General features: G+C 61.1%; 5 protein-coding genes. 4 read left to right on the forward strand and 1 reads right to left on the reverse strand.

All coding sequences use genetic code 11. The features are described 5' to 3' along the window. Positions 1-9,234, reverse strand: a 9,234-nt coding sequence (locus PMI26_RS25925) for a peroxidase family protein (RefSeq protein ID WP_007970743.1), incomplete at its 3' end; no start/stop codon positions are given. 672 nt (positions 9,235-9,906) lie between these two features. Between PMI26_RS25925 and PMI26_RS25920 the strand changes: the two genes are divergently transcribed. The 4 genes from PMI26_RS25920 (at position 9,907) to PMI26_RS25905 (ending at position 15,684) form a co-directional block, all read left to right on the forward strand. Further along, positions 9,907-11,643: a type I secretion system permease/ATPase gene (locus tag PMI26_RS25920; protein ID WP_007970744.1), complete on the forward strand. Its 1,737-nt coding sequence runs from the start codon at positions 9,907-9,909 to the stop codon at positions 11,641-11,643. Between the two features lie 6 nt (positions 11,644-11,649). Continuing rightward, complete coding sequence (locus PMI26_RS25915) at positions 11,650-12,990, forward strand: HlyD family type I secretion periplasmic adaptor subunit (RefSeq protein ID WP_007970745.1); 1,341 nt, start codon at positions 11,650-11,652, stop codon at positions 12,988-12,990. Position 12,991: 1 nt separating this feature from the next. Beyond that, complete coding sequence (locus tag PMI26_RS25910) at positions 12,992-14,320, forward strand: TolC family outer membrane protein (protein ID WP_007970746.1); 1,329 nt, start codon at positions 12,992-12,994, stop codon at positions 14,318-14,320. Between the two features lie 233 nt (positions 14,321-14,553). After that, on the forward strand, positions 14,554-15,684 hold the full coding sequence (locus PMI26_RS25905) for a carbon-nitrogen hydrolase family protein (protein WP_007970747.1): 1,131 nt from the start codon (positions 14,554-14,556) through the stop codon (positions 15,682-15,684). Position 15,685: the final 1 nt, after the last annotated feature.

Below are 15,685 nucleotides of genomic sequence, written 5' to 3' on the forward strand. Positions count from 1 at the left end.
GGTACCGACAAACACTACACCGGAGGCCACCGGGGCCGTAGCGTCGGACGTAACGCTTTCGGCCACGCCGAAGTCATCCACGTAACTGACTACCACGCGTACCTGATCACCGACCTGAGCCTGGCCAAGCGCAAAGGTGCTGGCAGTGGCTCCGGCGATGTCGACGAAGGTCACCCCATTGGTCTCCTGCCACTGGAAGGTGAACTGCGGATTGCTGAGGCCATCAACATCGACGATGGTCGACACGTCGGCGGTCAGCACCTCGTTCAGAAACGCAGACCCGAGGATGCCCGGCCCAGCGGTCGGTGCGTTGTTCGCCGACGAGTCGACGATCTCCAGCGTACCACTGCCATCCTGATACACCGCCCGAACGCGGATGTTCAGACCGGCGACATCGTCCGTCACCAGATAGGTCGCGCCAGTCACCCGCGAAGCCTCGCCTGCGGCGATAACGGTGATGTCTTCAAAGATGCCTGAACCCGGGATGTTTTCGACCTGCCAGTAGTAAGACACCGCACCGGTAACCGCACCGGTCGGATTGGCCGCACTCACACTGTTTGCGTCGCGTAACGACCGATCGCTGACACGCAACAGCTGGCCCGCGACAGGCGTATCCTCACGCGCACCGGTGGTAGCATCGAGGATCGCCAGACGACCCACAGGCCCGCTGTTCACGGCGGTGCCGACGCCGGACGTCTGCGCCTGGTCAGCAAACTGCAGACGCTCGATGCCCGTCAGGCGATCCACGCCATCTCGGCCCGCCACCAGGTCGGTCACGATGACGGCATTGCCGTCGAGGGTGATGCTGTACTCCGACGCATTACCGGAATACACCGCAGTGTCGAAGTCGTCAGTGCCGGTCAGAATCTCCCGCACGATGACCAGTTGGCCCGGGTTGTAAGTACCGTTGAGCATAAACGGCACCAGGGGTTCCATGCTGTTGAACGTGGCGATTTCCGCGCCACTTCCATCAGCGTTCGCCCGTACGCTGATGCGCACGTTCAGCCACTTGTCACCATCGATGATGTCATCACCACCACGACCTTCGATCAGGTCGCTGCCGCTGCCACCGAGGATGATGTTGCCACCGTCGAAGAACGTCGCTCCGGCTGGCAACAGGCCCGCCAGACCGTTGATCAGGCTGATGTTGGTCAGCACACTGCCGGTTGCACCCGCCGTAGGCAGCGATGTCGCATCCTCGTTGTCACCGCGCAGGAAGTCACCGTGGGACGAACCCGACAGACCTTCCATGATGTCGAACCGCACCAGCGCCGAGGCTCCCGAACCCGGCATCGGTGGCACATCGAAGAAGCGGTCGGTGTAATCGATGCTCACGCCCTGGGCGAGATCCTTGAAGGTCGCCCAGTCATAGCCGGAGCCGCCGATATAGCGGTCACCCATGCCGAGACTGCCGACCATGATGTCGTCACCGCCTTCGCCGTTGAACTTGTCGTTCTCGTTACCGCCGATGAATACATCGTGGCCGATCACAGGGTCGTTGCCGAGCGGGTCGAAGTTGTCGCCAGGTGCACCGTCCGAAGTGCCCTTCTCGATCCAGTCGTCGCCTTCGTTACCCATGTCCTGTTCGTTGGCCTTGCTGCCCAGGATGAAGTCGTTGCCCTGGCCACCAATGGCTTCGGAGGCGTCCTCACCGGTCACGATGAAGTCGTTGCCGAACCCGCCAATGATCAGGTTGATGCCGTTGCCTCCGTGCAGCACGTCGTTGCCGTCGCCACCCTGGATGTTATCGTCGCCACCGGTGTCAGTGATGATGTCGTCGCCGGTGCCACCACGCAGTTGGTCGTTGCCGTCACCGCCATCGATGCGATCGTTGCCGCCATCGCCCCAGACCGTGTCATCACCTTCACTGGAGATGAGGATGTCGTCGTTATCGGTGCCACCCAGCACAATGTGCTCGGCACCGTTGTAGCGGATGTAGTTGGTGTCCGCCCCCACGGTCAGCGGGTTGTCGCGGAACACCACCTGCTCGCCGTTCGGGCCGAGCGGATCAACGGATAGCAGGCCTTCGTTGAACTGCCTGCCCTGATCCACTTCCAGGTAGAACCCCGGATCCGAGAACACCAGGCCCGGCAAGTGCGTGGCCGACGTGTTGGCCATGATCAGCTTGGCGAACGAGTTGCTTTCAAGTTCGGCATTCATCGACAGGCCAGAGGTACGCTCCAGGTAGTAGAAGCGATCGCCGTCCTGCAGTTTTTCCATCTGGTTCTCGAATACGAAGTTGAAAGTCGAGCCGAGCATGCCGCCGAACGGGGTTTTCGCTTCGGCCAGGCCGCCGATCCAGAGATCGATGGCATCGACGCCTGTGATCGTGACATTTCTCAGGTCGTCCGCAGTGCCCGCTATCCCATCCCTGCCAGGCAGCGTCACGTTGGCATAGGCACCAGTGCTGTTGAGGAAGTCCAGCCGATCAGCGGGTGCACCCACACCACCAAAGACCAGCGCCAGAGCTGCTGCGCGCTTGCCATCCAGCGTGGTCGCTGCCGTGATCGTGTCATGCGTGCCGTAGGCCGCGATGAAGTTGATCAACGACTCCGGATGCTTGAGGTACTGCACCAGATCGACCCAGCTGGTGTACGGCTTGAGTTGGGTATCACCGGTTTGGCTGTAGATATCGCGGCGGATCGCGTTGAGCGAGGGAATCCCCACGTCGCGGCCACGGGCGATGTTGAGCGCCGGCAGGTCGAGCGGCAGGCCGAGCAGGTTATTACGCAGCGCCTCGGTGACGAACTCGTCGATTTCGTTACCGGCTTGCCGTGTTACCCCACGTACGATCGCACTGGTCGCATCCTCTGGCGATACGCCACTGGCGGCGTACGCCAGCGGGTTGAGGAACGCCGCGATCAAGCCCATTTGCTGATCGGGATTGGCGCTGGCCGGATCGCCTATCACGTTGAAGTCGATGTCGTAGCGATCGACGGTCTCGGTCAGCATCGAGTGGCCAAACCGGTATACGGTGTGGGCAAACTCGGCGACGATCGAGGCATCGAGGTCGACGTCGTAGACCTGGGTCGGTGCGAAGAACAGGTCGACTCGGGGCTGGATGGTCCGCGCAAACTCCTCGAACACCAGGTGCTGATACTGCATTTCGGTGCCGAACTTGGCAGCCTGGAACAAGCGCTCGCCATTCCACTGCAGCGCATCGAACTCGGCTTGGGTGGCAGGCAATGCGGTCACCGGATTGAGCAGCCACTCATTGAGAAAGGCCACGTCACCCGAATCGAGCACGGTGTCCTTGGTCTGCTGGACCAGGCGGTTGTGCTCGGAGTGGAAGATCGCATGCACTGCAGTCAGGCCGATGTTCTCGTTGACCCGACCGTCGCCGGCGATGTAGTGAGCATCGAGCAGTTCGTTGTCGTAGGTCAGGTTGTTGCCGCCTGGGCCAACAGGTTGCGCATTGCCGACATCGGCGTCAGCGTCCGCCTGCAGAACCCCACCGACAACGACCGGAGTGGCGTTGTGCGCGATATCGTTAAGGAAGGCATGCCCCGTGCGCACTGCGTTCACGAGGCTGACCGGATTGGCCGGATCACCTTCGACAAGCGTAGTGACGTCATCGGCGGTACCGGCAATGCCGTCTGCCCCGTTGTTGACCCGAATGACAATTTGCGGGAAGCCGTTCGGCCCTTTGAGGAAATTGCCATAGGCGTCAGTCGCCAGCAGCGGGCCGCTGTCGATATCGGCGTCGGTCAGGTTGATACCGAGAATGTCACGGGCCTGCGCCTTGACCACCTTCCAGGTGGCCATGCCACCGATTTCAACGTCGTCAGCAGTACCAAAGGTACCATCCGCCCCCAGGTCACGGTTAGTGATCAACCGGCCTGTCGCGACAGGGCCGTCGGCGGTCAGTTCATATCCGCGCAGGAACACCTGGTGCGACGGGTGCGAGCTGTAGGTCTGGTTCTGGTCCACGAACGGCGTGGTGGTGTTGGTGTGCTCATGGATGTCGTCGGCCGTGCCGAGAACGCCATCAGGCCCTGGCTGGTTGGTCGCGCGGGTCAGGACCATGAAGTTGGTCGGGCTACCTGGGACAAACAGTGGATCATCCGGCTGAAGCGGAATGAAGACAGTGCCCGAGCCACCTTTGGTCACCAGGTCCAGGCCATGGTCGAAGAACTGCCCGAAGAAGGTCATCCAGGCGTTGAACGGAGCTGACAGCCCCGCATCCGCCGCGGTGTTCTCGAACAGGTACACATCGTGATCATCGGCAGTACCGAACTGACCATCCATGCCGGGGCTGGCGACTATCTGTACGCCATCCTTGAGCACGTCGTCGTTACCCACCGCGCCGAAGTTGAGCACTCCGTCCGCACCCGGGTCAAAAGCCGTGGCATAGGCCGCCGGGTTGTTCGACGTCTGGTCGACGATCAGGTTACTGATGGTGCGCGGCTGCGAGTCAATCACAAGGCCGCCGTTGCTCGCATACGTCGTTCCCCCTTCTGCCGGATTGAAGACCGGATCGGTCAACCGCGGAAAGACGTTGTCGGCAGCACCAAACTCGGTGTGATTGTTGCCGTTGAGGTTCAGCAGGTTGTTGTTCGACCCGTCGACCGCCCGCAGGCCCAATGGCGCACGGATGTTCGGGATCAGCGAGAGGATGTCCTGACCGGACGCTTCAGCCTCGGCAATCTTGATCTGGTCAAGAATGAAGTTGAGGTCGGAGCGGACCATGTGCAGGCCTGCGCCACCGGCGGTTGCATCCACGACCGGTACTGGCGCCGTCGGTACGACCGGTGTGCCCGGAGCCACCACGGAGGTCGGCTGCGAGAACATCATTTCAGTGGTGCCATGGGCATCCTGGTAGATCGCCTTGACCCGCAACGACAGCCCGGCAAGGTCGGGAGAGACCTTGAACGATGTGCCATCGGCACTCTGGAACGCCAGGTCACCGGCCGGCAACAGGATGATGTCCTCGAAAATGCCGCTGCCGGGAGTTGCCTCGAACTGCCAGTAGTAGGACACAGAGCTGTTGATCAAGCCCAGCGGATTACCCGCCGTGATGTTGTCGGCATCGCGCAGCCCGGCCACGCTGACAGTCAGCGTGTCGCCGACGACTATCGCGCCGCCGTTGCCATCGGTGACAGTCGGACTGCCGGTCGGTTGGGCATTGAGCCCGTCCACCAGCACTAGTTGGTCATCAGCGAATTGCAGGCGTTCGATATGCAGCAGGGTATCGGTGCCGTCACGGCCCGCTACGCTGTCTGTCACGGTATAGACGTCGTCCGCCAGATCGTCGGTGCCGCGGTCGTCGACGGTCACCGTGTACTCGCCCTGAAGCCCGGAGTAAATGGCGGTGTCGAAGGCTGCCCCGCCGGTCGAGGTGCCGGGCAGGATTTCCCGCACAGCCTTGAGCTGACCGGGGTTAATGGAACCGTCCAGCATGAGCGGAATCATATCGACCATGCTGTCGAAGGAGGCGATTTCGGGACCGGTATGGTTGACGTCAGCCGGATCATAAACGGCAATCCTGACGTTGATCCATTTGTCGCCGTCGATCAGGTCATCGCCACCGCGACCTTCGATCAGATCACTGCCATCGCCGCCGAGGATAATGTTGCCAGTGGCAAAGCCGGTGACCGGCAAGCCGGCATCAGCCAGGAACTGGTCCAGTCCGCGGATCAACGCCACATTGGTCAGCGCACCGCCCGTGGCACCACCGTGGTTGACGATTGTGACCGCATCAACATCATCGCCTTTGAGCACATCACCGAAACTCGAACCGGACAAGCCTTCGACCTCGGCAAAACGGTCGAGAATCGAGGCCGGCGAGGCGCCGACCGGATTGAACACCCCGGCGTTCTGGTTTGGTGTATTGCCGTGTGGCTGCGCCAGCGCGGCCAGCCTCAGGTCAGCGGTCACACCGATGTTGTCGTTCTTGTAGGTGATCCAGTCGAAACCGGACATGCCGTCCATCTTGTCCTGGGCATCGCTGCCGACAAAGATGTCGTCGCCACCCTCGCCGATCATTTCGTCGAAGCCACCGCCGCCGACGAAGATGTCGTTGCCGATCACATCGTCATTGAGCAATGGCGAGAAGTTATCGCCAGGCGCACCGTCCTGGGTGCCCTTCTCGATCCAGTCATCACCTTCGTTGCCGGTTGGAGGCAGGTTGGTCTTGGCACCGAGGATGAAGTCGTCACCCTGGCCGCCGAAGGTGGTGGTGATGTCTTCGGTGGTGATGATGAAGTCCTGGCCATCGCCCCCCAGAATCAGGTTGCCAGCAGCCAGCATGCTGCCGGCCACGATCACATCGTTACCGGCATTACCTTCCAGGCGGTTGTCGCCGAACGAGTCGCTGATGATGTCATCGCCATCACCGCCCAGCACCGCATCGTTCCCGGCACCGCCTTCGAGGCGGTCGTTGCCGCCGTCGCCGTAAAGGGTGTCATCGCCGTCACCGGAGATGATGATGTCATTGCCGGCGGTGCCGCCCATGACAACATGGTCTTCACCGGTGTACTGCAGATAGTTGGCGTCCGGACCGACGGTGTCGGGGTTGTCGCGAATCACCAGCGATACGACTTCCACGCCGTTGATCATGATGCCGCCTGTCGGATCATCGCGGCCGGCTACACCCAGGCCGGTGAACTGATTGGCCTGATTCACCTCGAGGGTGAACGTCGGCGTCAGGAACACGGTGTTCGACAGGTGGGTGACATCGCTATTGAGCATGATCAGCTTGGCAAAGGAGTTGTTCTCAAGCTCAGTGCCGAAGTTCAGGCCCGCGGTACGCGACAGGTAGTAGAAGCGGTCGCCGTTCTGCAACGCTTCCATCTGGGTTTCAAACACGAAGTTGAACGTCGAGCCGAGCATGCCGCCGAACGGCATTTTCTGTTCGGCGAGGCCGCCGACCCAGAAGTCGATGTCATCGACGCCTGTGATCGTCACACCTGTCTGGTCATCTGCAGTACCCAGAACCCCGTCCTTGCCGGCCGTCGTTACGTTGGCATAGGCACCGGTGCTGTTGAGGAAGTCCAGGCGGTCAGCCGGCGAACCCGCACCACCGAGTACCAGCGCCATGGCTGCAGCGCGTTTTTCTGCCAGCGTGGTCGCCGCCGTGATTGTGCTATGCGTGCCAAAGGCCGCGATGAAGTTGACCAATGACTCGGGGTGCTTGAGGCTGTCCGCCAGGTCAGCCCAACTGATGTAGGGCTTGAGCTGGCTGTCACCGGTTGATGCATAGAACTCACGCCGCGCTTCATTCAAGGTGGGAATGCCAGTGTCGCGACCACGCGCCAGGTTCAGGGCCGGCAAATCGAGCGGCAGGCCAAGCAGGTTGTTGCGCAACGCTTCGGTGACGAACTCATCGATCTCGTTGCCGACCTGGCGGGTCACACCGCGAATGATCGCCCCTGCCGCCTCGTCCGCAGTCACCCCGCTACCGGCGAACGCCAGCGGGTTGAGGAATGCCGCGATCAGCCCCAGTTGCGAGTCCGGGTTGGCCGGGTTAGTGAGCAGCGGATTGAATGCGGGGTCGAAGCGATCGACGGTCTCGGTCAACATCGAGTGACCGAAGCGGTACACCACGTGGGCGAACTCGGCGAGGATTGCCGGGTTGATCGAGGTGTCATAACCGTTGGGTGCAAGGAATTCGTCAATCTGCGGCTGAACGGTCCGCGCGAACTCTTCGAACACCAGGTGCTGATACTGCATCTCGGTGCCGAACTTGGCGGCCTGGAACAGGCGTTCGCCGTCCCACACCAGCGCCGCGATCTCGGCGGGTGTAGTCGGTATCGCGGTCACGTCGTCAGCCAGCCACTCATTGAGGAAGGCCAGGTCGCCGGAGGCAAGGATGGTGTCCTTGGACTGCTGGACCAGGCGGTTGTGCTCGGAGTGGAACACATGGTGCACGGTGGTCAGGCCGATGTTCTCGTTGACCCGGCCGTCGCCGGCGATGTAGTGGGCGTCGAGCAATTCGTTGTCATAGGTCAGGTTGTTGCCGGTCGGGCCAACGGGCTGCGCATTGCCGACAGCGATGTCGGCATCCGCCTGCAGAACCCCGCCGACGACGACCGGCGCGGCATTGTGGGCAATGTCGTCGAGGAAGGCGTGCCCGGTGCTCACGGCGTTGGTCAGACTGATTGGAGCAGCCCGGTTGCCTTCGACCAGTTGAGTGACGTCATCAGCCGTCCCGGCGATGCCGTCGGCACCGTTGCTGATGCGAATCACCACTTGCGGCATGCCGTTCGGCCCACGGATGAAGTTGCCGTAAGCATCGGTTGCCAGCAGCGGAACGTTATGTACATCGGCGTCAGTCAGGTCGATGCCGAGCATGTCACGGGCCTGGGCCTTGACCACCTTCCAGGTCGCCATGCCATCACCGGCGCCATCATCGGCAGTGCCGAATACACCATCGGCGCCGAGATCGCGGTTGGTAATCAAGCGTCCTGTTGCAACAGGATCGCCTGCGGCGTTGAGAACGTACTCACGCAGGAATACCTGATGCGAGGGGTGCGAGCTGTAGGTCTGGCTCTGGTCCACGAACGGCGAAGTGGTGTTGGGCTGGCCATCATCGGCAGTGCCAACTACGCCGTCCGCGCCGGCGGTACGCACGGCACGTGACAGCACCATGAAATTGGTCGGGCTGCCCGGTACAAACAACGGATCGTCCGGCTGCAGCGGAACGAATACGACGTCGGTAGCGCTCTTGGTGACCAGGTCGAGACCGTGGTCGAAGAACTGCCCGAAGAAGGTCATCCACGAGTTGAAACTGGCGGTCAGGCCGACGTCCGGCGACACGTTGGGCATGAAGAACACGTCCTTGTCATCGGCCGTGCCAAAAACGCCATCCAGCCCGGGGCTGGTGACTATCTGTACGCCATCCTTGAGTACGTCGTCATTACCCGCCGTGCCGAAGTTGAGCACACCGTCCAGGCCCGGGTCGAAAGCTGCGGCATAGGCCGCCGGGTTGTTGGCGGTCTGGTCGACGACCAGGTTACTGATAATCCGTGGTTGCGGGTCGATCACCGTCCCGGTCCCGGCGTATGCCGGCGATAGAAAGGAAGGATCAAGCAGGCGCGGGAAGGCGTTGTCCGCGGCGCCAAATTCACTCTGGCCGGTGACCAGGTTATTGAAGCTGCCATCGACGGTACGCAGGCCGAATGGCACCTGACTGTTGGGAAGCAAATCACTGAGGCTGGCGCCGTCGGCATTCGCTTCTGCGATGAAGATTTGCTTGAGGATGAACTCCAGGTCCGACTTGTTGAAATTGGCCATTTTGGATTGCCCTCGATCTGTCTGGGTAAAGGCGCGGGACGAGAAGGTCCATCCGCGCCAAGTCACGTGCTGGCTTGTGCAGTTTGTTGGTCTTGTTTTCTAGCGAGAGAGCTGGCGTTACCCGGGACCCGGGATACGCGCCTGGAATTCGCGTAGTGAATGGCTCGCCGAACGGTCAGGCAGAGCGAGTACGCGCCCTGGGCGGGCCATGGAAACAGGAGGTAAAGGCAAACTGGCTGGAAAGCCCCTTCACTCTGCAAAAGAACGCAATGATCGACATGCTCTGCTCCTTCCGGGAAATCACCGCACCTTGCGTTGCCAAAACGATGACAAGCTTCAGGCGGGCGGGCCCCCCGATAACTAAGACTAAAGTTCCATAGCAAATCTTTGTCAATATTACGTCGTTAAAACAGACGACTGGTGTTTGGTGATCACAACTAGCTGTTTTTAAAAGACATATAGAAAGTTGAGTGCAGGTATAGAGCGAAATGTTATTTCGGAGTGTTTCAGCGCGACCTACGCTGCTGCATAAGGGAGCAACGCAGAGATTTCGGAAGACTCGCCATCCACAGAGCGACCAGCCTGCGCGTGCATAAGTCGTTTAAGGGACTACATTTACTGTTAGCTGTTGCGCCCCAAGGGCAACCGCCTTTTCGAAGTGGGAGGATCACCATGCCCAAGCAGTCGAGCATCCGTTCCGAACTGGCCGACGCCCTTTTTCGCATGCGCCGCAGCTTTTACATGCTGGCGGCGTTCAGCGGCGTCATAAACGTCATGATGTTGACGCCAGCCGTTTATATGCTGCAGGTCTATGATCGAGCCCTGGTCAGTCGCAACGTCACGACACTGACGATGCTGACTGTGCTGGTGGTGGGTCTTTTCTTGCTGATGTCCACCCTGGAAATGGTCCGCACCAAGGTGCTGATCCGGGTCGGCAACTGCCTCGACATGGAACTCAACCGACGCATTTTCAACGCGGCATTCGAACGCAACCTGAGCCGCGCCGGGGGTAATCCGGCCCAGGCCCTGCAAGACCTCTCCCAGGTTCGTCAGTTCGTCACCGGCAATTCCCTGTTCGCGTTCTTCGATGCACCGTGGACGCCGATCTACCTGTTGGTCGCCTATCTGATCCACCCGCTGCTCGGACTGCTGACGCTGATCGGTTCCCTGATTCTGATGGGCCTGGCTTATCTCACCGAAAAGGCGACGCAGAAGCCGCTGGCCGAAGCCAATCAGGCCGCCATGTCCTCCGCCCAATACGCCAACAACAACCTGCGCAATGCCGAGGTCATCGAGGCCATGGGCATGCTGCCGTCGATCAGCAAGCGCTGGTTCCAAAGCCATTTGCGCATTCTGGAAATGCAGACCCTGGCCTCCGACCGCGCCGCCTTGATCAGCAGCACCGGGCGCTTCGTGCGTATCACGCTGCAGTCACTGATTCTCGGCGCCGGCGCACTGCTGGCGATCGAAGGCAAGATCACCCCGGGGATGATGATTGCCTGCTCGATCCTCACCGGCCGTGCACTGGGGCCGGTCGAACAGGTCATCGCTTCGTGGAAACAACTGCTCGGTTGCCGCTCGGCCTGGGCCCGGCTCAACGAAATGCTGCACGACTATCCGCGCCGGCCACCGAGCATGTCGCTGCAGCGGCCGCAGGGTATGCTGGCGGTGGAGAATGTGTATGCCGGTGCCCCTGGTACCAACAACACGATTCTGCGCGGTGTGGGCTTCAGCCTGGTCCCCGGTGAAAGCCTTGGCATCATCGGCCCGTCCGCCTCGGGCAAATCCACCCTCGCCCGCCTGCTGGTCGGGGTCTGGCCGGCGCAGGCCGGCAAGGTGCGCCTGGACGGCGCGGACATATTCACCTGGAACAAAGGCGAACTTGGCCCCTGGCTCGGCTACCTGCCACAGGACGTCGAGCTGTTCGAGGGCAACATCGCCGACAACATTGCGCGCTTTGGCGAAGTGGACAGTGAAGCGGTCATCCGCGCCGCCAAGATCACTGGAGTGCACGAGATGATCCTGCGTTTTCCGCAGGGTTATGACACCCGCCTGGGCACCGACGGTAGTCCGCTGTCCGGTGGCCAGAAGCAGCGCATTGCCCTGGCCCGCGCACTGTATGGCGAGCCCAATCTGATCGTGCTGGATGAGCCGAACGCCAACCTCGATGACGTCGGCGAAAAGGCCCTGGTCGATGCGCTGGCCGAACTCAAGGGCCGTGGCGCCACCGTGGTCCTGATTTCCCACCGTCCCAACGTACTCTGCGCCGTCGACAAGGTGCTGATGCTGCGTGACGGCGGCGTGCAGATGCTCGGCACGCGCGATGAAGTATTCGCAGCGCTGCGCAAGGCCAGTGTGATGCCTGCAGGCGCCTCGACTCCGCTGGCCTCCGTCAAAGCACGGGAGTGACCGATCATGCAAATGAGCCAACATACCGAGATGATTCCTGCCGATCCCCGTAGCATGGTGGATCTGGACGTCGGCAGACCTGCGCGATGGGGCGTGTGGCTGGTGATCGCCGGCTTCGGCGGCTTCCTCCTGTGGTCCTGGCTGGCACCGCTGGATGCCGGCGTGGTCGCGACCGGCACGGTCAAAGTCACCAACAATCGCAAAGCCGTACAGCACCTCACCGGCGGTACCGTGGAGGCCATTCTGGTTCGCGAAGGCGATTTGGTGAAAAAAGGACAGGAAGTGGTCCGCCTCGATTCGTTGCGGGCCACTGCCGAAGAAGGTGCGATCAGCGCCCAGTACATCGTCAGCAAGACCGTGGAAAACCGCCTGGAAGCGGAACGGGACGGTCGCGATGTAGTGACCTACGATCCCGAACTGCTCAAGCGCTTCAAGGGTGATTACCGCCTGGAGGCCGCCATGGACCTGCAGCAGCGCCTGCTGGACACCCGCCGCGCCGGACTCGCTGGCGAAATCAGCATCCTGCAGGAGAACCTGGCAGCATCGGCAGTGCAGCTCAAGGGCCTGCAACAGGTCTACAGCGCCCGCGCCTCGCAGATCGGTTTCCTCAACCAGGAACTGCAAGGCACCCGCGTGCTGTCGGCTGAAGGCTATGTGCCGCGCAACCGCCTGCTCGAGCTGGAGCGCAGCAACGCCGACCTGTCCGCCGGCCAGGCCGAGAACCTCAACAACATCGCCCGTGTGCGTAGCCAGACCACTGAAATCAAGCTGCGCATCCTGCAGCGCCAGCACGATTACCTCAAGGAAGTCGAATCGCAGCTGACTGAAACCGCCAAGGAAAACACTACCCTGGCCGACCGCCTGCGCGCGCTCGACTATGAAGTGACCCACACGGTGATTCGCTCGCCAATCGATGGCATGGTCCAGGGCCTGAGCATTGCCACCGTCGGCGGGGTCATTCAGCCCGGCTTCAAAATCATGGAAATCGTTCCGCTCAACGAACCGCTGCAGGTCGACGCGATGATTCCCGTGCAGGCCATCGACAAGATGGTCCCCGGCCTGCCCGTGGACATTTCCTTCCCGGCCTTCAACCATGCCAGGACGCCCAACATTCCAGGCCGGGTGCTGACCATCTCCGCCGACCGCCTGATGGACGAGGAAAGCAAGCAACCCTTCTATCTGGCCCAGGTGGAAGTCACACCCGACGGCATGAACCTGCTTGGCACCAATCACATTCGCCCCGGCATGCCTGCCAGCGTCACCATCAAGACGGGCGAACGCAACTTGATGAGCTATCTTCTTAAACCAATGCTCGAACGTGTGGACAGCTCATTCAAGGAACAATGAAATGGAACGTCATTGCCTGCTCTTCTGCTTGCTGGGGTTGGCCCTGCCGGCTGACGCCATGGACCTCAAACAAGCTTGGGACCTGTTGCAGTACCAGGGTCCTATCTACCAGGCCGCCGTGCATGAAAAAGAAGCCGGCGGCGAAAACCGCGCCATCGGCAAGGCCGGCCTGCTGCCGCAGATCAATGCCTCGGCCTACGACAACAAGGTCAATGGTTCCCAAAGCCAGAGCGGCATCGAGAGGGATCTGCACTACGACTCCAAGGGCGCCAATGTGCGCCTGCGCCAGCCGCTGTTCAACAAACAGAAGATGGCCGAGTACCGCCAGGGCCAACAGCGTGCCGACTACAGCAACGCGGTATTCGATGCCAAGACCCAGGACGCCGCGGTGCGCCTGGCCGAAAGCTATTTCGACGTGCTCCTGGCCAGCGAAACCATCACCCTGGCCAAGTCCAAACTGAACGCCTTTGATGAACAACTCGCCTCGGCGAAACGGCGCATGGAGTTGGGCGCAGGCACCGTCACCGACATCGACGAGTCGGCCGCCCGCCGCGACCTCGCCGAAGCCGAACTGATCGAAGCGCAGGACAACCTGGTCAACGCGCGCGCCAAGCTTGAGGAATACATCGGTGAAACTCCGGAATCCATGACCACCTTGCGTCCGAGTTTCGATACACCGCCTCTGCTGCCGAGCAACCTGCAGGACTGGTTGGTCAAAGCCCAGACCGACAGCCCGCTGATCCATGCGCGCCGCTATAGCCGCGACCTTGCCGCTGAAGAAGTGAAGCGTGCCAGCGCCGGCCACTGGCCAACACTGGATTTCATTGCCGGCTACACCGCGGGTGAAAGCCAATCACTTTCCGAGCTGAACCAACGCAACCACTACGGCTCGATCGGGCTGGAAGTCAATATCCCGCTGTACAGCGGTGGCGGCGTCAGCGCGTTGACACGCCAGGCCAGCGCCAATAGCGACAAGGCCCTGGATGAGCTTGACGCCGCGCGTCAGGAAGTCATCACCGGAACCACCCGTGAGTATCAAGGCATACTGAGTGGCGCCAAACGCATTCACGCCCTGGAGAAGGCCGTAGTGTCCAACGAACGCTCACTGTTATCGACACGCAAGGGCTTCAAGGAAGGCGGCACCAGCACCAACTCGGACGTCCTCAATGCCGAAGAACTGCTCTTTGTTGCACGTCACGATCTGTTCGAGGCCAAAGTGCGCTATTTGCTGTCGCGTCTGCGCCTGGCCTCTTCGGTGGGCAGCCTGGGCGACGACGATATCAACCAGATCAACGATTACCTCGGCCCGGAACTACTGGTCACCAACTAACGTTCACCTGCCGGCCGGACGAGCAAAAGGGTGGCTGACCGATGCCCCCCTCCCCGTCAATTCCCCTGGCGTTTAATCCGGTCATTCATTGCCGCCTATCGATGCAGAAAGGCCGCCGACCGCAAAAAACCGTCAGCGTTGAAATTTACCCACCTGGCCCTTGATTCCCTTTATGCTCGATCCGGTTCCAAATCAAAAGCCACACCCGGCTCCAGGCTGTAAACTGTGTCCCCATGCGCAAACTTTTGTATCTGACATTTTCCATGGCGTTGCTCGCCGCCCTCACGACCTACGCGATGTGGGCCGCGGACCGGCCGGTGGGTCACTACCTTTCAGACCTGCGGATCAACCTGGCTGTCGACCAGGGTACGCCTGCCGATCGCGGCAATCTGCTGGGCATTCAGCCCGAACTGTTTCCTACCGATTATCAAAGCCCCGAGCGTTTGCACCGCAAACTCGCGGCCTATCTGCAAGCAGCCCGGGACCAGGGCTTGTTGAACGGCAAGACCGTCGTCGTGTTGCCGGAACACGTCGGTACCTGGTTGATGGTCAGCGGCGAAAAGGATGAGCTGTATCAGGCCAGCACCCTCAAGGAGGCCATGAACTGGCTGGCGGTGAGCAATCCCCTGAAGTTCGCCAAAGCGTTGATCAGCGCCGAGGGTGGCAACCGTCTGAACGATGCCCACCTGCGCATGAAAGCCAAGGCGATGGCCAGAGACTACCAGGCATTGTTCGGTGGATTGGCCAGGGAGTTCCACGTGACGCTAGTCGCGGGTTCCATCGTGCTGCCCGAACCAAGCATCATCGACGGCACCTTGAAGATCGGTCGCGGCGCGCTTTACAACAGCAGCGTGGTGTTCAACAACGATGGCCTGCCGATCGGCCAGCCCCAGCGCCAGATGCACCCGTTCTTCGCAGAACAGAACGGGATCAAGGCGAACGCCGAACACTCGCTCAATGTCGTGGATACACCCGCAGGAAAATTGGGCGTATTGATCGGCCACGACAGCTGGTACCCGGAAAACTACCTCAAGCTCAACGACCAGAGCGTACAGCTGGTTGCGGTACCGGCCTTTGTTCCCGGCCGTGGCACCTGGGAGCAGCCGTGGCGTGGCTACAGGGGGGCATCGGAGCCGGCGTCGGTCAACCTCAAGCCCGGAGAAGTCAGCGAAGGCCAGGCCTGGCAGCGCCTGACCCTCACGACCCGGGTACCGGCCAGTCAGGCTGTCGCGGGCATGAGCGTGTTCCTGCGGGGGCAATTCTGGGATCAGGGCAGCGCCGGGCACAGCTTCCTCAGCCGCAACGGCCAGCAGTTTGCCGACGGCAACGCCCAGGGTGCGCGTTTGCTGAACCTCTGGTTGTAAG

Source organism: Pseudomonas sp. GM33 (assembly GCF_000282295.1).
In the GTDB taxonomy this organism is placed as follows: Bacteria; Pseudomonadota; Gammaproteobacteria; order Pseudomonadales; family Pseudomonadaceae; genus Aquipseudomonas; species Aquipseudomonas laurylsulfatiphila.

Excerpts from the sequence above, each read along its gene's own strand:
- PMI26_RS25920 (WP_007970744.1), top strand. The coding sequence starts at position 9,907 with ATGCCCAAGCAGTCGAGCATCCGTTCCGAACTGGCCGACGCCCTTTTT.
- PMI26_RS25915 (WP_007970745.1), top strand. The coding sequence starts at position 11,650 with ATGCAAATGAGCCAACATACCGAGATGATTCCTGCCGATCCCCGTAGC.
- PMI26_RS25910 (WP_007970746.1), top strand. The coding sequence starts at position 12,992 with ATGGAACGTCATTGCCTGCTCTTCTGCTTGCTGGGGTTGGCCCTGCCG.
- PMI26_RS25905 (WP_007970747.1), top strand. The coding sequence starts at position 14,554 with ATGCGCAAACTTTTGTATCTGACATTTTCCATGGCGTTGCTCGCCGCC.